The sequence below is a fragment of the Streptomyces aureus genome (genome assembly GCF_001418135.1).
Classification (GTDB): Bacteria; Actinomycetota; Actinomycetes; order Streptomycetales; family Streptomycetaceae; genus Streptomyces; species Streptomyces aureus_A.
In genome coordinates, this window is the sequence record NZ_LIPQ01000216.1 from 1 (window position 1) to 25,587 (window position 25,587).

Annotated in this window: 25 protein-coding genes; 10 read left to right on the plus strand and 15 right to left on the minus strand. The window is 72.6% G+C overall.

Annotated features, from left to right (window positions below; translation table 11 throughout):
* Nucleotides 1-104: 104 nt before the first annotated feature.
* The gene (locus AOK00_RS18830) at nucleotides 105-1,211 is read right to left on the minus strand and encodes a hypothetical protein (protein WP_055601466.1); all 1,107 of its coding nucleotides are present in this window, start codon (nucleotides 1,209-1,211) and stop codon (nucleotides 105-107) included.
* Between the two features lie 72 nt (nucleotides 1,212-1,283).
* Here AOK00_RS18830 and AOK00_RS18835 point away from each other — a divergent pair, with 72 nt between their 5' ends.
* The gene (locus tag AOK00_RS18835; RefSeq protein WP_055601467.1) at nucleotides 1,284-2,438 is read left to right on the plus strand and encodes a cystathionine gamma-synthase; all 1,155 of its coding nucleotides are present in this window, start codon (nucleotides 1,284-1,286) and stop codon (nucleotides 2,436-2,438) included.
* A 77-nt stretch (nucleotides 2,439-2,515) separates the two neighbouring features.
* Here the strand turns inward: AOK00_RS18835 and AOK00_RS18840 are convergent, their stop codons facing one another.
* From AOK00_RS18840 to AOK00_RS18855, 4 genes are read right to left on the minus strand one after another with little or no spacing between them, the layout of a single operon-like run.
* The gene (locus AOK00_RS18840) at nucleotides 2,516-2,707 is read right to left on the minus strand and encodes a DUF1059 domain-containing protein (RefSeq protein WP_055601468.1); all 192 of its coding nucleotides are present in this window, start codon (nucleotides 2,705-2,707) and stop codon (nucleotides 2,516-2,518) included.
* 55 nt (nucleotides 2,708-2,762) lie between these two features.
* On the minus strand, nucleotides 2,763-3,056 hold the full coding sequence (locus tag AOK00_RS18845) for a hypothetical protein (protein ID WP_367870047.1): 294 nt from the start codon (nucleotides 3,054-3,056) through the stop codon (nucleotides 2,763-2,765).
* On the minus strand, nucleotides 3,053-3,535 hold the full coding sequence (locus AOK00_RS18850) for a sigma factor-like helix-turn-helix DNA-binding protein (RefSeq protein ID WP_055601469.1): 483 nt from the start codon (nucleotides 3,533-3,535) through the stop codon (nucleotides 3,053-3,055). The genes AOK00_RS18845 and AOK00_RS18850 overlap by 4 nt, the downstream gene beginning before the upstream one ends.
* Before the next feature lie 31 nt (nucleotides 3,536-3,566).
* Nucleotides 3,567-4,142: a MarR family winged helix-turn-helix transcriptional regulator gene (locus AOK00_RS18855; protein ID WP_055601470.1), complete on the minus strand. Its 576-nt coding sequence runs from the start codon at nucleotides 4,140-4,142 to the stop codon at nucleotides 3,567-3,569.
* 149 nt (nucleotides 4,143-4,291) lie between these two features.
* Between AOK00_RS18855 and ilvA the strand changes: the two genes are divergently transcribed.
* The 3 genes from ilvA (at nucleotide 4,292) to AOK00_RS18870 (ending at nucleotide 7,501) form a co-directional block, all read left to right on the plus strand.
* Entirely contained in the window at nucleotides 4,292-5,521 is a 1,230-nt protein-coding gene (gene ilvA / locus AOK00_RS18860; RefSeq protein ID WP_055601471.1) for a threonine ammonia-lyase, read from the plus strand.
* Nucleotides 5,522-5,657: 136 nt separating this feature from the next.
* Nucleotides 5,658-6,698 carry an ATP-binding cassette domain-containing protein gene (locus AOK00_RS18865; protein WP_055601472.1) on the plus strand — a complete coding sequence of 347 codons (1,041 nt, stop codon included), beginning with the start codon at nucleotides 5,658-5,660 and terminating at the stop codon, nucleotides 6,696-6,698.
* A gap of 5 nt (nucleotides 6,699-6,703) precedes the next feature.
* The gene (locus tag AOK00_RS18870; RefSeq protein ID WP_055601487.1) at nucleotides 6,704-7,501 is read left to right on the plus strand and encodes an ABC transporter permease; all 798 of its coding nucleotides are present in this window, start codon (nucleotides 6,704-6,706) and stop codon (nucleotides 7,499-7,501) included.
* A gap of 110 nt (nucleotides 7,502-7,611) precedes the next feature.
* Here the strand turns inward: AOK00_RS18870 and greA are convergent, their stop codons facing one another.
* Both greA and AOK00_RS18880 read right to left on the minus strand, forming a co-directional pair.
* Nucleotides 7,612-8,109, minus strand: coding sequence for a transcription elongation factor GreA (gene greA, locus AOK00_RS18875; protein WP_030323988.1), 498 nt, complete (start codon nucleotides 8,107-8,109; stop codon nucleotides 7,612-7,614).
* A 189-nt stretch (nucleotides 8,110-8,298) separates the two neighbouring features.
* On the minus strand, nucleotides 8,299-8,700 hold the full coding sequence (locus AOK00_RS18880) for a DUF4307 domain-containing protein (protein WP_055601473.1): 402 nt from the start codon (nucleotides 8,698-8,700) through the stop codon (nucleotides 8,299-8,301).
* Between the two features lie 98 nt (nucleotides 8,701-8,798).
* Here AOK00_RS18880 and mca point away from each other — a divergent pair, with 98 nt between their 5' ends.
* Entirely contained in the window at nucleotides 8,799-9,680 is an 882-nt protein-coding gene (gene mca / locus AOK00_RS18885) for a mycothiol conjugate amidase Mca (protein WP_055601474.1), read from the plus strand.
* Nucleotides 9,673-9,918 (plus strand): hypothetical protein, encoded by a 246-nt coding sequence (locus AOK00_RS18890; RefSeq protein ID WP_173861593.1) that lies wholly within the window; start codon nucleotides 9,673-9,675, stop codon nucleotides 9,916-9,918. Before mca ends, AOK00_RS18890 begins: the two co-directional genes overlap by 8 nt.
* Before the next feature lie 156 nt (nucleotides 9,919-10,074).
* On the opposite strand, the gene AOK00_RS18895 is transcribed toward AOK00_RS18890, so the two are convergent.
* Nucleotides 10,075-13,398: a tetratricopeptide repeat protein gene (locus tag AOK00_RS18895; RefSeq protein WP_055601476.1), complete on the minus strand. Its 3,324-nt coding sequence runs from the start codon at nucleotides 13,396-13,398 to the stop codon at nucleotides 10,075-10,077.
* Between the two features lie 347 nt (nucleotides 13,399-13,745).
* On the opposite strand from AOK00_RS18895, the gene AOK00_RS18900 reads away from it, so the two are divergent.
* The gene (locus tag AOK00_RS18900) at nucleotides 13,746-15,767 is read left to right on the plus strand and encodes a thioredoxin domain-containing protein (protein ID WP_055601477.1); all 2,022 of its coding nucleotides are present in this window, start codon (nucleotides 13,746-13,748) and stop codon (nucleotides 15,765-15,767) included.
* Between the two features lie 76 nt (nucleotides 15,768-15,843).
* Here the strand turns inward: AOK00_RS18900 and AOK00_RS18905 are convergent, their stop codons facing one another.
* The 3 genes from AOK00_RS18905 to AOK00_RS18920 all read right to left on the minus strand — a co-directional run bounded on the left by AOK00_RS18905 (nucleotide 15,844) and on the right by AOK00_RS18920 (nucleotide 18,209).
* Nucleotides 15,844-16,251 (minus strand): rodlin, encoded by a 408-nt coding sequence (locus tag AOK00_RS18905; RefSeq protein ID WP_030324004.1) that lies wholly within the window; start codon nucleotides 16,249-16,251, stop codon nucleotides 15,844-15,846.
* 94 nt (nucleotides 16,252-16,345) lie between these two features.
* Entirely contained in the window at nucleotides 16,346-17,386 is a 1,041-nt protein-coding gene (locus tag AOK00_RS18910; RefSeq protein WP_055601478.1) for an LCP family protein, read from the minus strand.
* A 412-nt stretch (nucleotides 17,387-17,798) separates the two neighbouring features.
* Nucleotides 17,799-18,209 carry a rodlin gene (locus AOK00_RS18920; RefSeq protein WP_055601480.1) on the minus strand — a complete coding sequence of 137 codons (411 nt, stop codon included), beginning with the start codon at nucleotides 18,207-18,209 and terminating at the stop codon, nucleotides 17,799-17,801.
* A 218-nt stretch (nucleotides 18,210-18,427) separates the two neighbouring features.
* On the opposite strand from AOK00_RS18920, the gene AOK00_RS18925 reads away from it, so the two are divergent.
* Both AOK00_RS18925 and AOK00_RS18930 read left to right on the plus strand, forming a co-directional pair.
* Nucleotides 18,428-18,841, plus strand: a complete 414-nt coding sequence (locus AOK00_RS18925) for a rodlin (RefSeq protein ID WP_055601481.1) — start codon at nucleotides 18,428-18,430, stop codon at nucleotides 18,839-18,841.
* Between the two features lie 170 nt (nucleotides 18,842-19,011).
* On the plus strand, nucleotides 19,012-19,245 hold the full coding sequence (locus tag AOK00_RS18930) for a chaplin (protein ID WP_055601482.1): 234 nt from the start codon (nucleotides 19,012-19,014) through the stop codon (nucleotides 19,243-19,245).
* Between the two features lie 68 nt (nucleotides 19,246-19,313).
* On the opposite strand, the gene AOK00_RS18935 is transcribed toward AOK00_RS18930, so the two are convergent.
* Both AOK00_RS18935 and AOK00_RS18940 read right to left on the minus strand, forming a co-directional pair.
* Nucleotides 19,314-20,570 carry an FAD-dependent oxidoreductase gene (locus AOK00_RS18935; protein WP_055601488.1) on the minus strand — a complete coding sequence of 419 codons (1,257 nt, stop codon included), beginning with the start codon at nucleotides 20,568-20,570 and terminating at the stop codon, nucleotides 19,314-19,316.
* Nucleotides 20,571-20,596: 26 nt separating this feature from the next.
* Nucleotides 20,597-21,940, minus strand: a complete 1,344-nt coding sequence (locus AOK00_RS18940; protein WP_055601483.1) for a carboxylate--amine ligase — start codon at nucleotides 21,938-21,940, stop codon at nucleotides 20,597-20,599.
* 157 nt (nucleotides 21,941-22,097) lie between these two features.
* Here AOK00_RS18940 and AOK00_RS41610 point away from each other — a divergent pair, with 157 nt between their 5' ends.
* Nucleotides 22,098-23,708 (plus strand): glycosyl hydrolase, encoded by a 1,611-nt coding sequence (locus AOK00_RS41610; protein WP_055601484.1) that lies wholly within the window; start codon nucleotides 22,098-22,100, stop codon nucleotides 23,706-23,708.
* Nucleotides 23,709-23,732: 24 nt separating this feature from the next.
* On the opposite strand, the gene AOK00_RS18950 is transcribed toward AOK00_RS41610, so the two are convergent.
* Nucleotides 23,733-24,893, minus strand: a complete 1,161-nt coding sequence (locus AOK00_RS18950) for a GNAT family N-acetyltransferase (RefSeq protein WP_055601485.1) — start codon at nucleotides 24,891-24,893, stop codon at nucleotides 23,733-23,735.
* Nucleotides 24,890-25,528, minus strand: coding sequence for a hypothetical protein (locus AOK00_RS18955; protein ID WP_055601489.1), 639 nt, complete (start codon nucleotides 25,526-25,528; stop codon nucleotides 24,890-24,892). The genes AOK00_RS18950 and AOK00_RS18955 overlap by 4 nt, the downstream gene beginning before the upstream one ends.
* Between the last annotated feature and the right edge of the window lie 59 nt (nucleotides 25,529-25,587).

Below are 25,587 nucleotides of genomic sequence, written 5' to 3' on the forward strand. Positions count from 1 at the left end.
GTTCACGGTCTTCCGGAACCTGGCGGTGGCGGGGTACGAGGCGAACGGCGGCAACCCGGCGACGCTGCCGCGCTGACGGCCGGCGGCCCCGGGGCCGCCGGCCGTCAGCGCGGCAGCGTCGCCGGGTTGCCGCCGTTCGCCTCGTACCCCGCCACCGCCAGGTTCCGGAAGACCGTGAACTCCGCCGCCGGGTCACCGCTCAGCGTCCACGGCACCGCGCCCACGTGCCCGTCGACCTGCACCAGCTGGTGCATGGCCTCGGCCCAGCGCTCGCCGCGCACCAGGAACCAGACGAGCAGATGACGGACGTGCGCCAGCATCGGGTCGTCGGGCCGGGCCGAGTGCACCGCGTACAGCGCGCCGTCCATCGCCTTCGACACCACGGCCGTACGGAAGAAGTCCTGTACGAGCACCATGTCCGGCACGTGCTCGTACACCGCGAACAGCGGGAGCGCCGCGAGCAGCGAACCCCGCGGGGCGCGCGCCGCGGCCGTCGTCGCGAAGTGGTCGGCCTCCTCGCGGGAGCCGTGCCACTTCTCGCACCAGTAGTGCAGGGCCGCGAGATGGGCGCCCATGTGCTGCGGCGCCCGGTCGATGACCCGCGCCCACACCTGGTCGAACTCCTCGTGGCTGTAGCCGAGGCCGCGGGCCACGGCCAGCTGTGTGATGTACGGGACCGGGTCGCCCGGAGCGAGCAGCGCCGCCTCGTCGGTGACCTTCCGCGCCTCCTCCAGGATGATCCGGAAGTCGTCGGTCCCCGCCGCCGAGGAGCGCCAGGCCTGCTGCACCAGGAACTCGCCGTGCACCGCGGCACCGCCCGCGTCCTTCGGGGCCTCCGCCCGCCAGGTCCGCAGCCACGCCCCGCCGGCACCCGGCCGCTCCTGGAGCTCCAGGGACGCGGCGCCCGCGAAGGCCTGGACGCGCTGCCAGCGCACCTCGCCCTCCTTGTCGGTGGCGGCGAGCAGCCGCGACGCGGCCCGCCAGTCCTGGGTGGCCTGGACGACGTCGAGGACGTGCAGGAGCTCGTCGTCCGCTCCCGGGAGCCGTACGTCCTGGTCCTCCTGACGTACGAATCCGTACGCCTCCGGATCCGCCGCGTCCGGGGCGCCCGGAGCGACCTGACGGATCCCGCCACCGCGGCGGCGCAGCAGGTAGGGGCCGAGGACGCCGAACAGCAGGCCCAGCGCGATCAGGAACCAGAGAATCTCCATGTGTCCATTGTCCAGGACGCGGGGTGAGACGATCGCGGCGGCGGGGGCCGCTCGGGACTACGCTCCTGACACATGAGCGACCAGCACTCTCACCAGAGCTTCGAGACCCGCGCGATCCACGCGGGCAACACCGCGGACCCGCTGACCGGCGCCGTCGTCCCGCCCATCTACCAGGTGTCCACCTACAAGCAGGACGGCGTGGGCGGGCTGCGCGGCGGTTACGAGTACAGCCGCAGCGCCAACCCCACCCGTACGGCCCTTGAGGAGAACCTGGCGGCCCTGGAGGGCGGCCGGCGCGGCCTCGCCTTCGCCTCGGGCCTGGCCGCCGAGGACTGCCTGCTGCGCACGCTCCTCGCGCCCGGCGACCACGTGGTCATCCCGAACGACGCCTACGGCGGCACCTTCCGGCTCTTCGCCAAGGTCGTGCAGCGCTGGGGCGTCGACTTCTCCGTCGCGAACACCTCCGACGTCGAAGCGGTGCGCGCCGCCGTCAACGACCGTACGAAGCTGATCTGGGTCGAGACCCCGTCGAACCCGCTGCTCGGCATCACCGACATCGAGGCGATCGCGGGCGTCGCCCGCCAGGCCGGCGTGAAGCTGGTCGTCGACAACACCTTCGCCTCGCCGTACCTCCAGCAGCCGCTGGCGCTCGGTGCGGACGTCGTCGTGCACTCCCTCACCAAGTACATGGGCGGTCACTCCGACGTCGTCGGCGGCGCGCTGGTGACGGCCGACGAGGCGCTCGGCGAGGAGCTCGCGTACCACCAGAACGCGATGGGCGCGGTCGCCGGTCCCTTCGACTCGTGGATCGTGCTGCGCGGCATCAAGACCCTCGCGGTCCGGATGGACCGGCACAGCGAGAACGCCGAGAAGATCGTCGAGATGCTGACCCAGCACCCGAAGGTCACCCAGGTCCTCTACCCGGGCCTTCCGGAGCACCCGGGGCACGAGATCGCCGCCAAGCAGATGCGTTCCTTCGGCGGCATGATCTCGTTCCGCGTGGAGGGTGGCGAGGAGGCGGCCGTCGAGGTCTGCAACCGCGCCCGGCTCTTCACCCTCGGTGAGTCCCTCGGCGGCGTCGAGTCGCTCATCGAGCACCCGGGCCGGATGACCCACGCGAGCGTCGCGGGTTCCGCCCTGGAGGTCCCGGCCGACCTCGTCCGTCTCTCGGTGGGCATCGAGAACGTCGACGACCTGCTCGCCGACCTGCGGCAGGCGCTGGGCTAGTCGCCGGTACGGGCCGGGCGGGTGCGCTCCTGTCGTCGGGAGCGCCCGCCCGGCCCGTCGTGCGGGGTGCCGAGCGTTCAGGTGCCGGGCAGGGGCTCCTTCATCGAGGCCCTGATCTCCGCGCGGAGTTCGGGGCTGTCCGTGTGTTCGTGAACGGCGATCACGTGCTGGACGGCCGCCCGTTCGAGTTCGTCCTCCTCGCCCGACATGTAGAGCGAGCAACCGGAGACGCTCGGGGCGTCCCGGCAGTCGGTTGCTTTCCTGGCCATGACGACCTCCTGACGGGCCTGCGGACAGGCCCCTCCTTCCAGGCTAGGGCCGTCCTCACAAGCCGTCGAACGGCGGTGTGGTCTCCGCCGCCGGGACCTGCCAGGGCTGTGCCACCGACGCCCACAGCACGAAGGCGAGCACCGCGAGCGCGAAGAGTGTCCACGCCGCCCGTCGCACCGCCCGGTTCCGTCGGAGCAGCCGGGAGCCGCGCTCCGCTGCCGCTCCGGCGAGGTCGCCGGGGACCGGCGGGTGCGGGGTGTCGAGCAGCCGCCGGACCGCCGCCTCCTTGTCCTCGTACCGGCTCACACGGTTCTCGTACGGGCTCACACGGTCCTCGTACCGGCTCACGCGGCGGCCCTCCCGGCAGACTTCCCCGCGCTGCCCCGGGCCGCCCTCAGAATGGCAACCGCCCGGGCGTGGACCGCCCTGACGCGGGCCTCCGGCAGTCCGAGCAGTGCCGCGACCTGCTCCTCGGCGACGCCCTCGTACAGCCGGAGGACGACGACGAGCCGTTCCTGCGGGTGGAGGGCGGAGAGCACCCCGCCCCGGCCGCCGTGGTGCCGCCAGGCGGTGCGCGCGAAGCGGGCGGCGAGGTCGCGCCGGGTGAGCTCGTACGGATCCTCGTCCCGCAGCCGCGCCCACACCGCGTAGGTGTGTGCCAGGGCGGCGGTCAGCAGGGCCTGGGCGTACGGGTTGCGGGTGCGGGTCTCGGCGGTGAGCAGGGTCGCGGTGTGCAGCAGCCGGCCCGCCGCCCCGGCCACGAACGCGTCGAACTCCCGGGTGCGGTGGGCACGTTCGGCACGGGGTCCGTTCCGCTGCTCTGCCACGTCCTCATCTGAGGACAGCGAGGGGGTGGGGTCAAGAGGTCTGCGCGGACTCGCTCGACCCCTCGGCCCGTCCCTCGGCCGGGGCCGCGGTCCCCGACGTGGCCGCGGACTCCGTCGCCGGCCCGCCCGTGTGCGCCGACTGCCGTGCGGAAAGGGCGGTGTTGAAGCGGGTGAGCAGCGTGCAGAAGGACTCCCGCTCGTCCGGCGTCCAGCCCTCCGTGACCTCCACCATCAGCTGGCGGCGCGAGGAGCGGACCTCCTCCAGGCGGGCGAGCCCGCGCGGGGACAGCTGGAGCACGACCGCGCGTCCGTCCTCCGGGTGCGAGGTGCGCTTCACCAGGCCGGTGTCGACGAGCGGGGCGACCTGGCGGGTGACCGTCGAGGAGTCGATGCCCATGCCCGCCGCCAGGGCCTTCACGCCCATCGGACCTTCCTGGTCAAGACGGTTGAGGAGCAGGTACGCGGCACGGTCCATCGAGTTGCGGAGCTGCCCCGTGCCACCGAGGCGCGTCTGCTCGGCCCGGCGGGCGAAGACGGCCACCTGGTGCTGGAGGGCATCGAGGAGACCGGGGTCGAGCTCAGTCGTCATGTCCTGAGATGTGGGCATGGCTGTGGGTCTCTCTCGTGCGGGGGTGGTCGGTCGGTGGGGGACAGAGTACGCGGCCCCGGGGAGGTCCGTACCGGGGCTGCGCAAACCCGCTGGAGCACCCGGTCGCCGGGCGGCCACCAGGGCCGTGAGCTGCGAGACTTGCTGTCATGAGCTTCCGTACGCCAGACCCCTTGCACCGGCTGATGCTCGACGACGTACGGGGGGCGCAGAAGATGTTGTCCGGGGTGGCCCGGACGACCGCGATGGAGGGCAGCCGTCATCTGTCGTCGCTGGTGGGAGCGCCCGTACACCTCAAGTGCGAGAACCTTCAACGGACCGGTTCGTTCAAGCTGCGCGGGGCCTACGTGCGGATCGCCGGGCTGCGGCCCGAGGAGCGGGCCGCCGGGGTCGTCGCGGCCTCGGCGGGGAATCACGCGCAGGGTGTGGCGCTCGCCTCGCATCTGCTCGGCGTGCACGCGACCGTCTTCATGCCGGTCGGGGCGCCGCTGCCGAAGGTCGCGGCGACCCGGGAGTACGGCGCCGACGTCCGGCTGCACGGCCATGTCGTGGACGAGACGCTGGCGGCGGCGGAGCGGTACGCGCGGGAGACCGGGGCGGTCTTCATCCATCCCTTCGACCACCCCGACATCATCGTCGGGCAGGGCACGGTGGGCCTGGAGATCCTGGAGCAGTGCCCGGAGGTCCGGACGATCCTGGTGGGCGTCGGTGGCGGCGGCCTCGCCGCCGGCATCGGGCTCGCGGTGAAGTCGCTGCGCCCGGACGTGAAGGTGATCGGCGTGCAGGCCGAGGGCGCGGCCGCCTACCCGCCCTCGCTGGCCGTCGGGCACCCGGTGGTGATCGAGTCGCCGGTGACGATGGCGGACGGGATCAAGGTGGGACGGCCGGGCGACGTGCCGTTCGCGCTGATCCAGGAGTACGTCGACGAGGTCCGTACCGTCTCCGAGGACGCGCTCTCCTCGGCGCTGCTGCTCTGCCTGGAGCGGGCGAAGCTGGTCGTCGAACCGGCCGGCGCCAGCCCGGTCGCGGCCCTGCTCAGTGATCCGAGGTCGGTCAAGGGCCCGGTGGTGGCGGTGCTGTCCGGCGGGAACGTCGACCCGCTGCTGCTCCAGCGCATCCTGCGGCACGGCATGGCCGCCGGAGGCCGCTATCTGAGCCTGCGGCTGCGGGTCACGGACCGGCCGGGGGCCCTGGCGACCCTGCTCGCGGTGCTCACGGTCGCCGACGCGAACGTCCTGGACGTCAGCCATGTACGGACCGATCCGCGGCTCGGACTGACCGAGGCGGAGGTCGAGCTGCACCTGGAGACGAAGGGGCCGGAGCACTGCCGCGAGGTGGCGGACGCCCTGCGGGACGCGGGGTACACGGTGCTGGGCTGAGCTCCGCCCCGCACCCGCCCGTCCCATGATCATGTGGCCCAGGTCACAAATTCACTGGGCGGGGCGGCTCGGACGAACCTAGGATCGGGTGGGAAACGCCCGAATTCAACGTCCGTATCTCCCTGGGAGTACCCACATGCCAGGCGCGATCTACGCCGAGGGTCTGGTGAAGACCTTCGGTGACGTACGAGCTCTGGACGGCGTGGACCTCGACGTCCCCGAGGGCACCGTCCTGGGTCTGCTCGGCCCGAACGGCGCGGGGAAGACGACCGCCGTGCGCGTGCTGACCACCCTCCTGCAGCCCGACAGCGGCCGGGCCGTGGTCGCCGGGATCGACGTCCTCAAGAACCCCGACGAGGTGCGCCGCAGGATCGGGCTCTCCGGCCAGTTCGCGGCCGTCGACGAGTACCTCACCGGCCGCGAGAACCTCCAGATGGTCGGGCAGCTCTACCAGATGAGGGCGAAGGACGCCAAGGTGCGGGCCGACGAGCTCCTGGAGCGCTTCAACCTCGCCGACGCCGCCGACCGCACCGCGAAGACGTACTCCGGAGGCATGCGCCGCCGCCTCGACCTCGCGGCCGCCCTCGTCGTGTCCCCGCCGGTCATGTTCATGGACGAGCCGACCACCGGCCTCGACCCCCGCAACCGGCAGGGCCTGTGGGAGGTCATCAAGGAACTCGTCGCGGGTGGTACGACCCTGCTGCTCACCACGCAGTACCTGGAGGAGGCCGACCACCTCGCCCACGACATCTGCGTGGTCGACCACGGCAGGGTCATCGCACGCGGCACCTCCGACCAGCTCAAGGCCCAGACGGGCGGCGAACGCGTCGAGGTCGTCGTCCACGGGTCGGGGATGATCGCCGACGCCCGGGGCGTCCTCGCGCGCTACGGCATCGCGGGCATCGGCCACGGCGAGGTGTCCGTCGAGGACCACACCCGCAAGCTCACGGTCCCCGTCGCGGGTGGCGCGAAGCTGCTCGCCGAGGTCATCCGTGACCTGGACGCGGTCGGTGTGGAGATCGACGACATCGGTCTGCGCCGTCCCACCCTCGACGACGTCTTCATCTCCCTCACCGGCCACGCGGCCGAGCGGGAGGCGGAGGAGAACGGAGGGCTGGGCGGAGAGTCCCTGCCGGGCGGCCGCGGCGGCGAGCGCGTGAAGGAGGCGGCCGAGTGAGCACCATGAACGACTCCCTGGTGATCGCCCGCAGGAACCTGATCAGGATGTCCCGGATTCCCGAGATGATCCTTTTTGGGCTGATCCAGCCGGTGATGTTCGTGATCCTCTTCACGTACGTCTTCGGCGGCTCGATGAGCGTCGGCGGCAGCACCGACCCGGACGTCTACAAGAACTTCCTGATGGCCGGCATCTTCGCCCAGACCGTCACCTTCGCCACGGCGGGCGCGGGCGCGGGCATCGCCGACGACATGCACAAGGGCCTCATCGACCGGTTCCGTTCGCTGCCGATGGCCCGCGGCGCGGTGCTCACCGGCCGCACCCTGGCCGACCTCGTGCAGACCGCGCTGACGCTCTTCGTGCTCGCGATCGTCGCGCTGATCATCGGCTGGCGTCCCGGCTACGCGGCGCCGACCAACTTCGGGAAGATCATGGCCGGCTTCGCCCTGCTCCTCCTCCTCGGCTACGCCTTCACCTGGATCGGCGCCCTGATCGGCCTCTCGGTCCGCACCCCGGAGGCGGCCACGTCGGGCGGTCTGATCTGGCTCTTCCCGGTGACGTTCATCTCGAACGCCTTCGTGGACTCCAGCAACCTGCCGGGCTGGCTCCAGCCCGTCGCGGAGTGGAACCCGTTCAGCGCCACCGTCCAGGCCTGCCGCAAACTCTTCGGCGATCCGGGCCTGTCACCCTCCGACGCCTGGCCGATGCAGTACCCGGTGTGGGCGTCGCTGATCTACTCCGTCCTGATCGTCGCCATCTTCCGGACCCTGTCCGTCCGTAAGTACCGGCGCGCGAACGGCTGACGGCTCCGCCCCGTGCGGGGTGGAGCACCCCGTGCGGGGTGGAGAACGTGTGCACGCAGCACGAAGGGCCGGCCCCGGGTGGGGCCGGCCCTTCGTGGACAGCAGATGCCTCAGCCGGTGTACGGCTTCGCGCTGAGGATCTTGACCGTGGCCTTCTTGCCGTTCGGCAGCTCGTACTCGGCGTCGTCACCGGCCTTCTTGCCGTTGACTCCGACGCCGAGCGGCGACTGCGGCGAGTAGGTCTCGATGTCCCCGCTCGCGTACTCGCGGGAGGCGAGCAGGAAGGTCATCGTGTCGTTCTCGTCGCCGTCGAAGGCGATCGTGACGACCATGCCCGGCTCGACGACGCCGTCGTCCGCCGGAGCCTCGCCGACCTTGGCGTGCTCGAGGAGCTGGGTCAGCTGCCGGATGCGGAGCTCCTGCTTGCCCTGCTCCTCCTTGGCCGCGTGGTACCCGCCGTTCTCGCGCAGGTCCCCCTCTTCGCGGGCGGCGGCGATCTTGATGGTGATCTCCGTGCGCGCGGGACCAGACAGGTACTCAAGCTCGTCCTTGAGCTTGTTGTACGCCTCCTGGGTGAGCCAGGTGACGTTGTCGCTGGTCTGGGTCACAGGTGCTCCTCGTAGGTACTGGGAATACAAAGCATCGCCCTACACGGGAAAGCTCTGCTGTCCCGGGTGGGCGAAACCACGAGCCTAACAATGAGTGGCGAAAAGCGGGAGGACATAACCATCGGGATGGTGTCGCCCCAGGTCACCGGGGTGACTCGCCGGGACTCGACACCCGGTCCCTACCCACCGCTACCGAGCCGTACACCCCATGAGCTCCGCGCTGGTCGCGCGGGCGGTCGTGCGCAGCGAGTAGACGCGGTCGACCCGGCTCGCGGCGTCGTCGACCCGGACGTCCTTGCGGGCCACCTCGGCGCCGTCCTCGGATCGGGAGCGCAGGGTGCAGACGCCCTTGGCGTCCTCGTCCTTGCGGATCTCAAGGTGCACCTGCACCTCGGTGGAGCTCACCACGTCGAACTTGATCATCTCGGCGCTGATCCTGCTGTCGACGACGTAGTGCCAGCCGAACCAGCCCATCAGGCCGAGGAAGAGGACGCCCAGCACGGCGCCCGTGATCTTGAGCTTGCGGTCGGCCGCCTCGTCCGCGGAGCGCCCGTAACGCCCCTCGGGCAGCTGCTCTCGCACCGCGCTCATGATCGATCCTCTCGAAGCCGGGGGCGGCGGAATTTTCGCTCCCCCGATTCCGTCACTATAGAGACCACGCTCCGCGTCGAATCACTGAGGATCGAGTCTTGACTGAGCAGCTGCGACTGATGGCCGTTCACGCCCACCCCGACGACGAGTCGAGCAAGGGTGCGGCCACGATGGCCAAGTACGTGTCCGAGGGGGTGGACGTCATGGTCGTGACGTGCACGGGCGGCGAGCGCGGCTCGGTCCTGAATCCCCAGCTCCAGGGTGACGCCTATGTCGAGGCGAACATCCACGAGGTGCGCCGCAAGGAGATGGACGAGGCCCGCGAGATCCTCGGCGTCTCCCAGGAGTGGCTGGGCTTCGTCGACTCGGGCCTGCCCGAGGGCGACCCGCTGCCGCCGCTCCCCGAGGGCTGCTTCGCCCTGGAGGACGTCGACACCGCGGCCGGGGAGCTGGTCCGCAAGATCCGCTCCTTCCGTCCGCAGGTCGTCACGACCTACGACGAGAACGGCGGATACCCGCACCCCGACCACATCATGACCCACAAGATCACGATGGTGGCCTTCGACGGCGCGACCGACACCGAGAAGTACCCGGAGGCCGAGTTCGGCCCGTCCTGGCAGCCCCTGAAGCTCTACTACAACCAGGGCTTCAACCGCCCCCGCACGGTCGCCCTGCACGAGGCGCTCCTCGCGCGCGGCCTGGAGTCCCCGTACGGCGAGTGGCTGGAGCGCTGGAAGGAGTTCGCGGGCAAGGAGCGGACGCTGACCACCTTCGTGCCCTGCTCGGACTTCTTCGAGATCCGCGACAAGGCCCTGATCGCCCACCGCACCCAGATCGACCCCGACGGCGGCTGGTTCCGGGTCCCGATGGACGTCCAGAAGGAGGTCTGGCCGACGGAGGAGTACGAGCTCAGCAAGGCGCTGGTGCCGACCTCCCTCCCCGAGGAAGATCTCTTCGCGGGCATCCGCGACAATGCCTGACATGAGCGCACACCTGGCACTGACCCAGCTTGTCCCCTTCGCCGCCGAAGAGCTGGACGAGAACAAGGTGACCCCCGGCGTCCTCGGCTTCGTCGTCTTCGCGGTGCTGGCCGTCGCGGTCTGGCAGCTGATGAAGTCGATGAACCGCCACATGGGCAAGGTCTCCTTCGAGGAGGCCCCCGACCCGGCCGCCGCCCCGGAGACCCCGGCCTCCTCGGCCGGCGCCGCCGGCAAGTAGTCCGACCCGCCCCCGGGCCCGTACCTCAGCGGTACGGGGCCGGGGGCGCCGTCGTGGAACGGTGGCCGCTTCTGCGGTACGGGTCCGGGGCGTCGTCGTGCGACGGCGGGCCACCCCTGCGGTACGGGACCGGGGCCGCCGCCCCGGAGCGGCGGGCTACCCCACCGGCACCCCCAGGACCTCCCGGGCGTGCCGGTTCGGCACCATGCCCAGGTCCCAGGCCTGCCAGGGCGTCGACGGGTGGATGCCCCGGCCCAGGATCACCGCGTACGCCTCCGCGCAGTCGTCGAGCCGCGGATCGCGCGCCGGATGCCGGTCCGCGATCAGCGCGGCGAGCTCCTCGCGCGCCGTGACCGTCCCCGGCTCCGGGCTCCCCGGGACCGCGTGCGGGAGCAGCGTGCAGCGCAGGAAGCGGGCCCAGTCCGCACCCCGCCGGTCGCCGTACGTGCCGAACAGCGCACGGGCCTCGTCGCACAGCCCCAGCGCCTGCGGCACCCGGGCGTTGCCGGCGTCGATGATCGCCAGCTCCAGGGAGGTCCAGGCCTCCCCGTGCGGCACCCCGATCCGGTGGAAGTCCGCCCGCGCGTCCACGAGCAGCTGCCGGGCGAAGCCCGAATTGCGCAGACCGCCGGTGCGGGCCGCCAGCTGGTCGCGGGTGACCCGCCCCGAATGGTGCCGGGCACTGGCCAGCCCGTACACGTCCCGCATCCGCGAGAACATCGTCCGCGCCCGGCCCAGCTCCCGCACCGCGTCGTCCCGGTCGCCGCGCTCCTCCAGCGCATGGGCCAGGTGGAACAGCGTCCACGCCTCCCCGCGCGCGTCCTCCTGCTCCCGGTGCCGGGCGAGCGCCCCGCGCAGCCCCTCGACGGCCGGCTCCGCGTCCCCGGCGGCGAGCCGCGCCCGTGCCAGCTGGGTCAGCGCCCAGGCCTCGCCGCGACCGTCGTGGATCCGCCCGTAGCCGTCGAGGGCCTCCCGCAGCCCGGCCTCCGCGCCCGGCACGTCACCCCGCAGCAGCAGCACCTGACCCCGCTGGAAGTGCGCCCACGCCTGGCCGTGCGGGGACTCGTGCTCCCGGTGCAGCGCGAGCGACCGGTCGAGCAGCGCCGTGGCCTCCGCCAGGTTCCCCCGGTCCCGCTCCACGGCCGCGAGCGCGTGCAGTGTCCAGCCCCGGTCGGCGGCGAGCGCCGCCGGCTCCTGGAGCGCGAGCGCCTCCCGCAGCCGGGCCGCCGCGTCCGTGAGCCGCCCCTGGTGGTGCAGGGTGATGCCGAGCGAGCAGAGCGCGAGCGCCGCCCCCGGGTCCTGATGGGCCTCCTGGTAGAGCGACACCACGGACGTCAGGGTCGTCCGCGCCTTGTCGAGCTCGCCGAGCTGACGGGCCGCGATGCCGGTCCGCCACTGCACCGAGCGGGACAGCTGGCCCTGCCCGACGGACTCGGCCAGTTCGTTGATCTCGCCGAGCCGGTAGAGGTCGCCGCGCAGCAGGCAGTAGTCGCAGAGCGCGCCCAGCAGATCGAGGACGGTCTGCTGGTCGACGCCCTCCGTGTGCCGAAGGGCCGCCGTGATGAAGCTGGACTCCTCGTCGAGCCAGCTCAGGGCCGCCTCCAGGGACCCGAAGCCGTGCCCGTCGAAACGGTTGGCGCGGGTCGACATCTTGCCGTCGACCATCCGGATCACCGCGTCCGCGAGCTCCGCGTAGTTCCGTATCAACCGCTCCTGCGCCGCCGCGATCTCCGCCGCGTCCTCCTCGTCGAGGAGCCGGCCCGCCGCGAAGCCGCGGACCGCGTCGTGCAGCCGGTACCGCTCCCCGCGCACCGGGGCGAGCAGCCCCGCGCCGGCCAGCTCCCGCAGCAGCCGGCCGCCCTCGGCGCCGCTCCCGTCGAGCAGCGCGGCGGCGGCCGCGGCACCGAGGGAGGCCCGTCCGGCGAGCGACAGCCGCCGGAGCAGCCGCCGCGCCTCGTCGTCGAGATCGACGGAGTACCGTGCGCGCAGGGCGCGTTCGGCCGGTGCGTCACCCCAGTCCGGCCGGCCCAGCACCTCCGCGAGATCGTCCATGGACCGCCGCCCCAGCAGGGAACCCGCCGCCCGCAGCGCCAGCGGAAGCCCGCCGCACAGCTCCCGGATCCGGTCGAGCGCCTCCGCGTCGTACGGACCGGGGTCCGGCGCTCCGCCCGCCGCCCGCAACAGCTCCTCCGCCCCGGCCGCGTCGAGTGCCGCGACGGGCAGGACGTGCGCGGCCACGTCCCCCAGATCCAGCGGCTCCCGGCAGGTCACCAGGACCAGGCTCTCGGAACGCTCCGGCAGCAGCGCCCGCACCTGGGCCGCGTCCACGGCGTCGTCCAGGATCACCGTCACCGGCACCCCGGTGAGCTGTCGGTGGTACAACTCCGTGAGTCGCGCCACCTGTTGGGCGGCCGTGGCGCCCTCCCGGAAGAGGAGCCGTTCGCGCGGGGCGCCGAGCCGGTTGAGCAGATGGAGCAGCGCCTCCCTGGTCGCGAGGGGCCGCTCATCGCTGGCGCCGCCGCGCAGGTCCACCACGCACGCGCCGCGGAACTGGTCGCGGAGCGCGTGCGCCGCCCGTACCGCGAGCGCCGTCCGCCCGGACCCGGGCTCGCCGTGCAGCAGGACCACCGTCGGGCGGGTCTCCGCCGAGGCGCGCCCCGTCTGCACCCACCGGGTGATCCGTGCCAGCTCCTCCCGTCGGCCGGCGAAGTCCCCACCGGGGTCGGGCAGATGCCCGAAGGACCGATCGAGTACGGCCCGCCGCCGCGCCGCCGCGCTGCGATCGGCCCCGCGCAGCCGCTCGGGCCGCGACGCCACCGCCCGTCGGTCCCAGGAGGACCGTTCCTCCCGGCCGTCCGGAAGCGGGCCCCGCCGCCCGGTTCCGATGCCGGACCCGCCGGACCCGCCGGACCGGTCTCCCGCGTCCGCCGGCGGTACGTCCCTGGTCCCGCCGGCCGGCGACACCCGCTCCCGCTCCAGGAACGGGCGCATGCCCCGTACCTCCAGAGCCGTCAGCCAGCGCACCCGCGCCGCCTCGACGGCACCGTCCGGTATCACCGTTGCCGCGGCCGCCGTCGGCGCGGCCTGCCCGTCCCGTCCCGAGGTCGCCCTGAGCACCGTCGCCGCCGCGCCCGCCACCGCCACCACCGCGCCCGCGCCGAGCGCGGTCCCGGTCGTCGTACCGAGCGCCAGGTCCGCGCCGACCGCGGCGACGGCCGCGACTCCGGCGACGAGCCCGGGACCGCCGAACAACGGCCCGGAGAAACGGTTCGCCGCGGTCCGGGCGCCGGCCTCCCCCTCCTCCACGGCCCGTACGTACGCGGCGTACTCCTCGCCCGCGCCCGCCGCCATCGAGTCCAGCGCGGCCCGGCCCCGGGCGAGCAGGGTCTCCGCGCCCGCCCGGCTCCCGGAGCTCCGCAGCTCCTCCTCCACAGCCCGTTCCCACAGCCGCTCAGCCTCGGCCCGATGGCTGTCCCGCATGTGCGTCCCCCTCCGCGCGTGCCCGATCGTCCGTCCCTGAGGCCCTGTCAGACCCCGGACCGTGCGCGTCCAGTGTGCTGCGCGGGGCGTGAAGGCGCGAGAGCGGCGAAAGGAGGGGACGGCTGCGGCGGGACGGTCGACATGCCGAAGGACGAGGGGTGTGGTGGACCGCGAGACGGCCGGATGGCCGCGGTCCACCACGGTCCGCGCCCGGGGGCGCGCGGTCGCGCCCGGGGTGCTCCTGCCGGCCGAGCGACGGGTGTGGCGACACCCCGCGGGAGTGGCCCCCGGTCCGCCGGGGGCGGGGGTCCCGCGCGACTCCTGGGCGGCAGGGCAGGATGGACACCATGGCGAACCGACTGGCCCATGAGACCTCCCCGTACCTCCTTCAACACGCCGACAACCCGGTCGACTGGTGGCCGTGGTCGGCCGAGGCCTTCGAGGAGGCCCGCCGCCGCGACGTCCCCGTGCTGCTCAGCGTCGGATACAGCTCCTGCCACTGGTGCCACGTCATGGCGCACGAGTCCTTCGAGGACGACGCCACCGCGGCCCTGGTCAACGAGAACTTCGTCGCGGTCAAGGTCGACCGCGAGGAGCGCCCCGACGTCGACGCCGTCTACATGGAGGCCGTCCAGGCCGCGACCGGCCAGGGCGGCTGGCCGATGACCGTCTTCCTCACTCCGGACGCCGCCCCCTTCTACTTCGGTACGTACTTCCCGCCCGAGCCCCGCCACGGCATGCCGTCCTTCCCGGAGGTCCTGGAGGGCGTCAAGGGCGCCTGGGCCGACCGGCGCGACGAGGTCGGCGAGGTCGCGGAGCGCATCGTGAAGGACCTCGCGGGCCGCTCCCTCGCGTACGGCGGCGACGGCGTCCCCGGCGAGGAGGAGCTCGCCCAGGCCCTCCTCGGCCTCACCCGCGAGTACGACGCGGCCCACGGCGGCTTCGGCGGCGCCCCCAAGTTCCCGCCGTCCATGACCCTGGAGTTCCTGCTCCGCCACCACGCGCGCACGGGCTCCGAGGGCGCCCTCCAGATGGCCGCCGACACCTGCGAGGCGATGGCCCGGGGCGGCATCTACGACCAGCTCGGCGGCGGCTTCGCCCGGTACGCCGTCGACCGCGGCTGGGTCGTGCCCCACTTCGAGAAGATGCTGTACGACAACGCCCTGCTCTGCCGGGCGTACGCCCACCTGTGGAAGGCCACCGGCAGCGACCTGGCCCGCCGGGTCGCCCTGGAGACCGCCGACTTCCTGGTGCGCGAACTGCGCACCCCCGAGGGCGGTTTCGCGTCCGCGCTCGACGCGGACAGCGACGACGGCACGGGCAGGCACGTCGAGGGCGCCTACTACGCGTGGACCCCGGCGCAGCTCACCGAGGTCCTCGGCGCGGAGGACGCCGCCCTCGCCGCCGCCCACTACGGCGTCACCGAGGGCGGCACCTTCGAGCACGGCAGCTCCGTCCTCCAGCTTCCGCAGGAGGCCGGTCCGGCCGACGCGGACCGGATCGCCTCGATCGCCGCCCGGCTCCTCGCCGCGCGCGAGGAGCGCGAGCGTCCCGGCCGCGACGACAAGGTCGTCGCGGCCTGGAACGGTCTCGCGATCGCCGCCCTCGCCGAGACCGGCGCCCTCTTCGACCGCCCCGACCTCGTCGAGCGCGCCACCGAGGCGGCCGACCTCCTCGTCCGGGTCCACATGGACGAGTCCGCGCGCCTCACCCGTACGTCCAAGGACGGCCGGGCCGGCACCAACGACGGTGTCCTGGAGGACTACGCCGATGTGGCCGAGGGCTTCCTCGCCCTCGCCGCCGTCACCGGCGAGGGCGCCTGGCTCGACTTCGCCGGCTTCCTCCTGGACCTCGTCATCGACCGCTTCACCGCGGAGGGCGGCGCCCTCTACGACACGGCCCACGACGCCGAGGCCCTGATCCGCCGCCCGCAGGACCCCACGGACAACGCCGCCCCGTCGGGCTGGACGGCCGCGGCCGGCGCGCTGCTCTCGTACGCCGCGCACACCGGCTCGGACACCCACCGCGCCACCGCCGAGGGCGCCCTCGGCGTGGTCAAGGCCCTCGGCCCGCGCGCGCCCCGCTTCATCGGCTGGGGCCTGGCCGTCTCCGAGGCCCTCCTCGACGGGCCCCGGGAGATCGCCGTCGTGGGCGACCCCGGCGACGAGGCCTTCCGGGAGCTGCGCCGTACCGCGCTCCTGGCGACCGCCCCCGGCGCGGTGCTCGCCTTCGGCGCCCCCGACAGCGAGGAGTTCCCGCTGCTCAGGGACCGTCCGCTGGTGGCCGGTGGTCCCGCCGCGTACGTGTGCCGTCACTTCACCTGTGACGCGCCGGTCACCGACCCGGACGCCCTCCGCCGGAAGCTCTGAGGCCGCCGGAACGGGGACGGCCCCGCGACCCCTCCGAGGAGGGGCGGCGGGGCCGCACCGTGCCGGGCGTCGTCGCTCAGCTGTTGCCGGCGCCGTTGCCGGACAGCACGGGGATGTCGCTGAGGATGTGCGACAGCGGCTCGTCACCCTTGGCCTGGGTGGAGTTCTCCGTGCACTGCTGGTTCTGCGGGGAGGACAGGACGTTGACGTCCTGGACCGCGATCGGGATGAGGCCGATGAGCGAACCGGCGTTGACCTTGGCCGGCAGGCCGACGCACGGCTTGTTCAGGGAGCCCTGAACGAGCGCGAACTGCGGGCTCATGTTGCCGTGGGTGGCCGAGTTGCCGAACTCCTGGTGGGCGCCGTTGCCGCTGAGCGACGTGGTGCCACCGTCGTCGGCGATGGCGAGCGCCTGTCCGGCACCCGCCGCCGTCGCGCCGAGCACCGACGCGGCCACAGCAGCCGTAGCCAACAGCTTCTTCATTGTTCAGGCCTTTCGGATCGTGGCCCGCTGAGTGCCGAGCCGTGCTGATCAACTGGTCAGCGGTGCGGAGGTTCCGCGAAGTCCACCGGACGGACTACGGGCAGATGAGCGAAGCGCCGGGCGCCGGCCGGTAGGTGCCGACGGAGATCTGGCTGGGCGTGACCTCGTCGGCCGCCGGCAGCGGCCGGTCCTCGCGCAGCCGCCGGAAGACCTCGGCCGCCCCCTCCTCGTCCCAGGCGAGGGTGGACCCGACGCCGGCGATGTCCGGGTTGAAGCCGCGTACGGGCACGGTGGCGAACTCCGTACGGTCCGGGGGCAGGTCCCGCAGCCGCCCGGCGAGCGCGAGCAGTTCGGTCGCGGAGATCCCGCGCTCGGTGGAGCCCGTCCCGCGCAGGGTCTCCGCGAATTCCCGCAGCCGGTCGGGATCGTCGAGGATGCCCTCGCGGAGCCGCTCCAGGGTGTTCACCACGAACTTCTGCTGCTTCTGGATGCGGCCGAAGTCCATCTGTCCGTCGGCCTTCCGCGACCGCACGTACTGGAGCGCCTCGCCACCGCCGACCGGCTTGGTCCCGGGCTGCAGGTCGATGCCGGTGGCCGGGTCCTTGAGGGCCTTCTCCGTACAGATGGGGACCCCGCCGTCGACGCGGTCCACGGCGTCCATGAACCGCCGGAAGTCGATCTCCAGGTAGCGGTGGACGGGCAGCCCCGTCATCGACTCGACGGTCTCCACGGCGAAGGAGGAACCGCCCTCCGCCCAGGCGCCGTTGATCTTCGCCGGGTGGGCGGCGTGCAGCTTTCCGGTGCGCCGGTCGCGGTGCTGGTCGGGGAAGGAGGTGAGCGAGTCGCGGGGCAGGCTCACCACGTCGACCCGGTCGTTCTCGGCCGAGACGTGCACGAGCATCATCACGTCCGTGCAGTCGCACTCCTTCCCGCCGAGCCGGAAACGTTCCTTCTCCTCCTCGGTGACTCCCTTGCGGCTGTCGATGCCGACCACCAGGAGGTTCAGCCCCTTCTCGGGGGCGGGGAGACCGGTGGGGACGGCGGCGAGGGCGCCGGGAGCGAGGGCGGCGAGGGCGGCGAGCGCCGCCGGGACGAGCAGCGGACGTCGGGGGCGCCGTGTTCGTGGGAATTTCATGCCCGCACGGTAATTCGATCGCTCTCGCACACAGATACACGACGCGACATGAACAGGACGAATCACTCTCCTGCGGTGCCTGTGGAATGATGCGGGAATCGCAGCGGAAGGAGCGAAGATGGCGCCGGATCCCGGGAAATGGGAACGGATGGCCTTCATTCCGAAGAGCCGATATGTGAGCGACCCGCCCCAGGCCGACCGCACACCATTCCCCCTCTATTCCTCACTCGTGACCCAGTGGGTGCAGGCGGGCCGGACGGTACCGGGGATGCCCGACCGCGAGTGGGAACGCCTGGTGGCCACGCCGGTCTGGCCGACCTGGTAACGACGGGCCGGCACGGAGCAGACGCGAAAGGGGCCGCCCCGGAGGGCGGCCCCTGACGTGTGAACGTCGTCGCGCGGAGGCGGAACGTCAGTTGTTGCCGACGCCGTTGCCCGACAGGACCGGGATGTCGTCCAGGATGTGCGAGAGCGCCTCGTCACCCTTGGCCTGGGTGGAGTTCTCGGTGCACTGCTGGTTCTGCGGGGAGGACAGGACGTTGATGTCCTGGACCGCGATCGGGATGGCCCCGATGAGCGAACCGGCGTTGACCTTGGCCGGCAGACCCACGCACGGCTTGTTCAGGGAGCCCTGGACCAGCGCGAACTGGGGGCTCATGTGGCCGTACGTGGCGGAGTTGCCGTACTCCTGGTGGGCGCCGTTGCCGCTGAGCGACGTGGTGCCGCCGTCGTTGGCGATGGCGAGCGCGGGAGAGGCAACGGCGGCGGTGGCGCCGACGATGGAGACGGCTGCGGCCGCAGTGGCCATAACCTTCTTGATCACGGGAGTTCCCTTCTAGAACCGGCTCCGTGCAGGGAGCGACCTGGTCAACTGGCAACGGACGCGGGGGTTCCGCTGTGTCACTCCCTTGGCGGAGCGCACTCGGCAGCGCCAAACGAGGGGCCAGTCGAACGGGTGAAGCGCCGGAACCTCAGCCCCCGCGCGCAGTTGATCCCGTCGCATCAATCAGGTCGATTGGTGGGAACAGGAACGGAATCACCGTGATCAAGAAGATTATGGCGGCTGCGGCTGTTACGGCCTCTGTTGTCGGCGCTTCTGCTGCGGCGGCCTCCCCGGCGCTCGCCATCGCCGACGACGGCGGCACGACCTCGCTCAGCGGCAACGGCGCGCACCAGTCGTTCGGCAACTCGAAGACCAAGGGCGACCTGAGCCCCCAGTTCTCGGCCGTCCAGGGCTCGCTGAACAAGGTCTGCCTCGGCGCCCCGGTCAAGGGCAACGTCGGCTCGGTCGTCGGCGTCCTCGTCCCGGTCGCGGTCCAGGACATCAACGTCCTGTCCAACCCGCAGAACCAGCAGTGCACCGAGAACTCCACCCAGGCCAAGGGTGACGAGCCGCTGTCGCACATCCTGGAGGACATCCCGGTCCTCTCCGGGAACGGCGCCTACAACGGCTGATCCGTCTCGCGCATGACAGGGCCGGAGGGAACGATCGCGTTCCCTCCGGCCCTGTCCGTGCGCGCAACGGAGTGAAAGAACGAAAGTCTTCGTTTTCGCGGTTTCCTTTGTGCGGCATGTTCGTTGTGTTGCGTGAAAAGTGTTCCGCCACCGAAAGGATGCAGACGAAAATGAACTGTAAGAAGGCTGCTGCCGTCGTCGCCGGAATCATCATGGCCATGGGTGCGGCCACCCCCGCCTTCGCCGACGCGGGCGCCGAAGGTATCGCGATCGGTTCGCCGGGCGTCCTCTCCGGCAACGTCGTCCAGATCCCGATCCACGCGCCGATCAACGTCTGCGGCAACAGCGTGAACGTCATCGGTGCGCTCAACCCGGCCGCGTTCAACACCTGCGTCAACGTCTGAGCCCCGAGCGGCACGCAGGCACAGGGGCCGGCCCCCGGAGCGCATCCGCTCCGGGGGCCGGCCCTCCCTCATGCCGAGACCGGCGCCCTCCCGCCCGTACGCGGCCGGCCCACCGCCCCGCCCCGGGCACCCGCGCGCAGCCGCTGCCGCACACCCCGCACCAGACGGCCCGCCGTGTACTCGGCGCCGAAGACGAACCGCATAGAGGGACCGTACGAAGGAGCGGTGAGCAGCCCGGCGAGGAAGAGGCCCGGCCACGAGGACTCGAAGAGACCGCCGACCTCGGGGGCGCCGCCCACGCCGACCGTCCGCAACGCGCCGCGCAGCTCCGGGGAGAGCATGGCCGCCCGGTCCAGGGTCGGAGTGAAACCGGTGGCCGCGACGACATGGTCGGTCTCCAGGACCGTCGCCTCCTCCGGCCCGGTCACGTCGAGCCGCAGCCGCTCGTCCCCGGTCACGGTCGCCGAGGTGATCCGCTGCCCGAGGCGAACGTCCGCGACCGCCGTGAACCGCTCACGGAGCCACCAGGCCCCCGCCGGGCCGAGCGCCGAGTCGAAGATCCGCTCCCGGGCGGCGGCCGGCAGCCGCCGGAAGACCCCCGGCGTGTCCGCGTACAGCTTGTTCCGCCAGCCGCAGCCGAGCCCCGTGTGCGGTGCGCGCACGCTCGGCCACAGGCCCCGGTCGAGGGCCGGGGGCAGGGTGTTCCAGTTCAGCCGGTCCGCGCGGGCGAGGATCCGTACGGTCGCGGCGCCCCCCTCGACCAGGAGCACGGCCGTCTCCAGGGCGGCCTGCCCGGCCCCGACGACGGTCACGTCCCGGCCGGCGAAGCGGTCCAGCTCGCCGTGGTGGCTGGAGTGGGTCACGTACCGCCGGGGCAGGCCCCGCAGCGGCCCCGGGATCTCCATGAACGGCAGGACGCCGACCGCCAGCGCCACCGTCCTGGCCCGCAGCGCCTCGCCGTCCTCCGTACGCAGCTCGAAGCCGTCCGCACCGGGCGCGACCGAGCCGATCAGGCGCCCGTCGAGCGCCGGCACCGCCTGCCGGGCGAACCAGTCGCCGTACGCGGCGAAGAAGTCCACCGGCAGCGGCACCCCGTGCGCGGCGCGCACGCCCCGCGTGGCGGCGTAGGCGTCGAGCCCGTACGCCCGTTCCGGGTCGGACAGGTGGGAGGCCCAGGGCTCCGACTTCAGGAACATGCCCGAGGGCATCGCGTGCCAGGACTCCATGGAGCGGCCGAAGGTCCGCAGGCGCAGCCCGTGGGCGGCCGCGTGCGCGGCCACGGACAGACCGTACGGTCCGGCCCCGACGACCACCAGGTCGTACATCGACTTCGACATCGTGCCTTCCACCTTCATCGCGGGGTGAGCTGGTTGGAGGAGCTGCGGGCCAGCGGCGGCGCCGGGGGCAGTTGCGGCCGCGCCCGCCGGGCCCCGAGGAACCGGCGCGCCGAGGCCACCGCCCTGCGCAGCAGGTGCCCGAGCCAGGCGAGGCCCATCGCGAGCGCCGGCGCCGGGTCGTCCGCCGCGCACCAGGCGTACTCGGTCCGCCGCGACACGCCCTCGGACCCGTCACCGCCCCTGTCCGCGGGACGGCGGCGCGGGGAGGTGAGAAGCGACAGCGCCGCGTAGTTCTCGACCACGAACCGGCGGCCGTACGCGGGGGAGTGCGGGGGTACGGGACGCCCGGTGAGGTCCAGATGGAGCGCCCGGACCACGTCCAGACCGTCCGCGTCGGCGAAGAGCCGGAACTGCGCGCCGGGCCGCGGATTGAAGTCGAGCAGGTGGTACGCCCCCGTCGCCCGGTTCATCCGGAAGTCCAGGTCGCACACGCCCCGGAAGCCGAGCGCGTCGAACAGCTCGCGGGCCGTGCGCTCCACGGCCGGGTTCGCCGTCCAGCGGCCCACGGCGGTGAGCCCGGCCCCGTCCGGCCAGGACCGCTCCTTGCGCCCCGTCGCCCCCGTCGTACAGCCGCCGTCCGCGTCCACGTACCCGTGGAAGAACCAGTCCAGGTCGCGCCCCGCCGGGAGGAGTTCCTGGAGCAGCAGCCGGCTGCCGGCCTCCGGGGCCCGGGCGTACAGCTCCCGCACCTCCGCGAGGGACCGCACGATCGAGGTGCTGCGCAGCCCGCCGCCGGCCGGAAGCAGCCAGGGGCGGCTCCACTTGGCGACCACCGGCAGGCCGAGCGACCAGGCCATCGCGGCGGCCTCGTCGGCGCCGGTGGGGAGTTCGGTACGGGGATGGGGCAGGCCCATGGACGCACAGGTCTCGGCGAGCGCCGCCTTGTCCGCGACCCGCAGCAGCTGCTCCTCGGTCTGCTCGGGGAGCAGGAAGCGCGGGGAGAGCTCGGCGCGGCGGCGCGCCAGGCCGAGGGCGCTCACGTCGTCCAGGGGGAGGACGAGGAGGTGAGTTGACGGAGCGTCGGGTGCCGGTCCCGGCCCGTTCTCGATCTCGTCCGCGTACCGGTGGAGAAGCGCGGCCAGTTCGGTGTCGGAGGTCTCCCCGGGGCTCGCGCGGGCCGACCGGAGATAGCGGGAACGGGCGACCGGACTGGTCCCCGATTCGATGACCGCGTGGACCGGAATTCCCGCTCGTCCCAGCGAACGCGCGGCTCCGAGCGTGCCGTGATGGAAGGGATTCCGGTCGAGCCGCACAAGGACGGTGGGAACGCTGGTGTCGAAACTCTGACGGCGCAGCACGGCATGCCCTTCCTCTCGGGTGCCCCAACTGGGCGATGAAATCCTCTAATGGACTACTGATCAGGGGGAAGCCGCGTTCACGGTCGGCTCATTAGGAATACTTTCGGAACATCGGATTGACGGATCATCAAAGCGCGTATGACGCGAAGGAGCGGCCATGGCGGCTACACATCGGCGACCATCGAGAGTGTGGCTGGGGGTGCTCACCGCCGGTCTCCTCGCCTCGGGCTCAGTCGTGCTCTCGTCCCCCGCGCACGCCTCCGAACCAGTAACGACGAGAGACCCCGGACCGACTCTCTCCGGCGCCATGGGAGCCTTCCTCGACTCGGGCGCGCTCGGGGTCGCCCGCATCGAGCAGCTGGAGCAGTGGCTCGGCGGACGCGAACTCCGCGTCGGCCACACCTACCTCCCCGGCGACCTCTGGAAGAACATCGAGGGCCCGCCCGGCTTCCTCGACGCCTGGGCGGACTGGCGCAACGAGAAGGCCGACCGCCTCTTCGTCCTCAACGTCCCCATGCTGGAGCGCAACGAGGCCGGCGTCTCCGACGCAGAGGTCCGCCGCCAGCTCCAGCTCGGCGCCGCCGGGTACTACGACCACCACTTCACGGCCCTCGCCGAGCGGCTCGTCCGGCTGCGGGCGGTCGACACGGTCGTCAACCTCGGCTGGGAGATGAACGGGACGACGTACACCCACCGCTGTGCGCCCGACCCGACCGCGTGGAAGAAGTACTGGAACCGGATCGTCACCGCGATGCGTTCCGTCCCCGGCCAGGAGTTCCGCTTCGACTTCAACCCGAGCCGTGGCCGCGACGCCGTTCCGTGGACCGAGTGCTACCCGGGCGACGACGTCGTCGACATCATCGGGATGGATTCGTACGACCAGCCCCCGGGGTCGAGTTTCGACCAGCACGTCAGCGAACCGTACGGACTGCAGAAGCAGGTCGATTTCGCCGCCGAGCACGGAAAGCTGATCTCCTATCCCGAATGGGGACTCTTCCGTAACGGCGACAACCCCGAATACATGCGGCGCATGCTGGACTGGATGAAGCAGCACAAGCCGCTGTATCACACGATCACCGATTACTGTCCGCACGGCGTCTGGCAGTGCGACGACAATCCGCGTTCGTCGCAGACGTTCCGGCAGATGCTGTACGGCACCGAGCCGGAACTCCCGACCCAGCCGACGGATCCGACGGACCCGGTGGACCCGACGGATCCGGTGGACCCGACGTGGCCGACGGACCCGACCGAACCCACGGATCCGACCGAACCCACGGACCCCACGGACCCGGTGGACCCGGTGGACCCGGTGGACCCGGTGGACCCGACGGATCCCACGGACCCGGTGGACCCGACGGTTCCGGAGCCGAAGCCCGAGCCGAAGCCTGAGCCCAAGCCGGAACCGAAGCCCGAGCCCAAGCCTGAGCCGAAGCCTGAGCCGAAGCCTGAGCCGAAGCCTGAGCCGAAGCCCGAGCCGAAGCCCGAGCCGAAGCCCGAGCCGAAGCCTGAGCCGAAGCCGGAACCCAAGCCCGAGCCGAAGCCCGAGCCCAAGCCGGAACCGAAGCCCGAGCCCAAGCCCGAGCCGAAGCCCGAGCCCAAGCCGGAACCGCAGCCGCAGCCGGAACCCACGCCCGCGTGCTGGACCGTGAACCTCGGTTCATGGGTCGAGAGTTGGATCGGTGGGCCGGTCTGTGTCCCGAAGGACTCCTGGAAGGACGAGGTCGACCTCGACTGGAAGGACGCGCTGAAGGGCGTCTGGCCCTTCTGACCCCCGCGACGGCGGCGGCGGAGATCAGCCGCCGCCGCCGTTCGGCGTGCGTCCGGGGAGCCGGCCGAGCGCCCGCCCCACCCAGGCGCGTTCCCGTGCCTGCCGGGCCGCCCAGCGGCGCCCGTCGGCGGCGGCCGCGCGGAGCCAGAGCAGCGGGGCCGTACCCCGGCCTGTGAGCATGAGCCGCTGGTTGCCTACGGTCTCGGGCCGCCAGTGGTGCTTGTACGCCTCGGTGCCCCGCAGCATGCTCAGCGTGGCCCGGCCGCCCGCGCTCGTCTCCCCGGCTCCGTGCCGGAGCAGCATCGTCGCGACGTCGACCTTGCGGGCCCGCAGGGCCGGGTCGGCGCCGTACAGATAGCCGCCGGCGAGCCGTGGCGACATCAGGGTCAGGTCGGCGGCCACCACGTCCCCGGCCAGCCGGAACTCGGTCACCATCGCGTCCCCGCGCTCCACCATCGGCCGCACGGCCCGGGTGAGGTGCTGGGCGAACCGCTCGCTGGTGTGCTCGGCGGTGACGCCCCGCCCCTGCCACTGGAGCTGATGGAGCCTCAGGAGTCGGTCGAGGGCGGCGGGCACCTCGGACCCGGTGACCACACGCGTGTCGATGCCGAGGGCGTCGAGCTTGCGCAGCTTGGCGCGGACCCGCTGGGCCTTCCCGGACGGGATACGGGCGAGGAGCCCCTCCATGGGCACGGCGGGCAGTTCGAGGCAGAGCGAGTCGGGCATCCGTCGGCGTGGACCCCTCCAGTGGACGAGGACCCGTTCGCTGGCCGCCCCCGGCCGTACCTCGCGCAGGTCGATCACCGCGCCCCGGGCGGCCCGGGCGAGCGCCCCGGCCAGCGCGGGGGCCGCCTCGGGGCAGCCGTCGTCGAGGAGCACGTCCGTGAAGTCGGTGATCGAGCCGCCGAGCTGGGTGAGGACGGGCAGCGGCCCCCGGGCGCGCATCAGGGCCGCGGCGGCGACGAGTTCGCCGTCCTGCCGTCGTACGAGCACCAGCCGCAGCGCACCGGGCCTGCCGTACGAGAGCCACCAGGAGTGCAGCCAGGCGTGGGACTGGAAGGGGGTGGCGGTGGAACAGCGCCCGTACAGCGCCGTCCACTCGGCCGCCAGCCGCCCGAAGCCCTCCTCGTCACGGCAGATCTCCGTCCGCAGGGCCGGTCCGGCGCCCGTCGCTCTCGGACTCACACCGCCTCCGGCTGGTGTGCGGCGGCGGCCGGCGCGGGCACGGCGGCGGACGTGGCTCCGGACGTGGCCGCCGCCTGCCGGGAGTGCCGGGCCTCGCCGCGCGCGGCGGCGCGCTTCGGCCGGACCAGGAGGGCGAGGCCGCCGAGGAGCCCGCCCGCACAGCCGCCGACGAGCGCGGAGAGCGGCGCGGAGGGCGAGACGGGCGCGACCGGCTTGGTCGCGCGGGAGAACTGCACGACCTTCACGCCCGTGCTGCCCGCGACATGGGTGCTGTTGAGGACGAGCGCGCGGGCCACCCCGTCGGCCATGGACACGGCCTTCGCGGGCTTCTCGGCCTTGGCGGTGATCGAGATCATCGGCGCGTCCGGGGAGGTCGCGGCCTGCACGTTCCTGCGCAGGGTGTCGGCGGTGACCCCCGCCCACACCTGGGCGTCGCCGGTCACCGCGATGTCGGTGGCGACCCGCCCGTAGGCCTGGGCGAAGCCGAGCGCGGCGGCCGGGTCGGACTTCTCGGCCGGTACGACGATGACGTAGCTGGTCGCCGCGTACTGCGGGGTCTTGAGGGCCCCGTAACCGCCGCCGAGGACTGCTCCGGCGAGGACGGCGGCGGTTACGGGGCCCTCAAGACCCCGCAGTACGCGGCGACCAGCTACGTCATCGTCGTACCGGCCGAGAAGTCCGACCCGGCCGCCGC

Bases quoted from the DNA above. Each gene is read 5' to 3' on its own strand.
- ilvA (WP_055601471.1), top strand. From the start codon at position 4,292: ATGAGCTTCCGTACGCCAGACCCCTTGCACCGGCTGATGCTCGACGAC.
- AOK00_RS18855 (WP_055601470.1), bottom strand. From the start codon at position 4,142: ATGCCCACATCTCAGGACATGACGACTGAGCTCGACCCCGGTCTCCTC.
- AOK00_RS18880 (WP_055601473.1), bottom strand. From the start codon at position 8,700: ATGAGCGCGGTGCGAGAGCAGCTGCCCGAGGGGCGTTACGGGCGCTCC.
- AOK00_RS18840 (WP_055601468.1), bottom strand. From the start codon at position 2,707: ATGGCCAGGAAAGCAACCGACTGCCGGGACGCCCCGAGCGTCTCCGGT.
- AOK00_RS41610 (WP_055601484.1), top strand. From the start codon at position 22,098: ATGGCGGCTACACATCGGCGACCATCGAGAGTGTGGCTGGGGGTGCTC.
- AOK00_RS18895 (WP_055601476.1), bottom strand. From the start codon at position 13,398: ATGCGGGACAGCCATCGGGCCGAGGCTGAGCGGCTGTGGGAACGGGCT.
- AOK00_RS18910 (WP_055601478.1), bottom strand. From the start codon at position 17,386: ATGAAATTCCCACGAACACGGCGCCCCCGACGTCCGCTGCTCGTCCCG.
- AOK00_RS18935 (WP_055601488.1), bottom strand. From the start codon at position 20,570: ATGTACGACCTGGTGGTCGTCGGGGCCGGACCGTACGGTCTGTCCGTG.
- AOK00_RS18930 (WP_055601482.1), top strand. From the start codon at position 19,012: ATGAACTGTAAGAAGGCTGCTGCCGTCGTCGCCGGAATCATCATGGCC.
- AOK00_RS18870 (WP_055601487.1), top strand. From the start codon at position 6,704: ATGAACGACTCCCTGGTGATCGCCCGCAGGAACCTGATCAGGATGTCC.
- AOK00_RS18900 (WP_055601477.1), top strand. From the start codon at position 13,746: ATGGCGAACCGACTGGCCCATGAGACCTCCCCGTACCTCCTTCAACAC.
- AOK00_RS18865 (WP_055601472.1), top strand. From the start codon at position 5,658: ATGCCAGGCGCGATCTACGCCGAGGGTCTGGTGAAGACCTTCGGTGAC.
- AOK00_RS18890 (WP_173861593.1), top strand. From the start codon at position 9,673: ATGCCTGACATGAGCGCACACCTGGCACTGACCCAGCTTGTCCCCTTC.
- AOK00_RS18905 (WP_030324004.1), bottom strand. From the start codon at position 16,251: ATGAAGAAGCTGTTGGCTACGGCTGCTGTGGCCGCGTCGGTGCTCGGC.
- AOK00_RS18835 (WP_055601467.1), top strand. From the start codon at position 1,284: ATGAGCGACCAGCACTCTCACCAGAGCTTCGAGACCCGCGCGATCCAC.
- AOK00_RS18830 (WP_055601466.1), bottom strand. From the start codon at position 1,211: ATGGAGATTCTCTGGTTCCTGATCGCGCTGGGCCTGCTGTTCGGCGTC.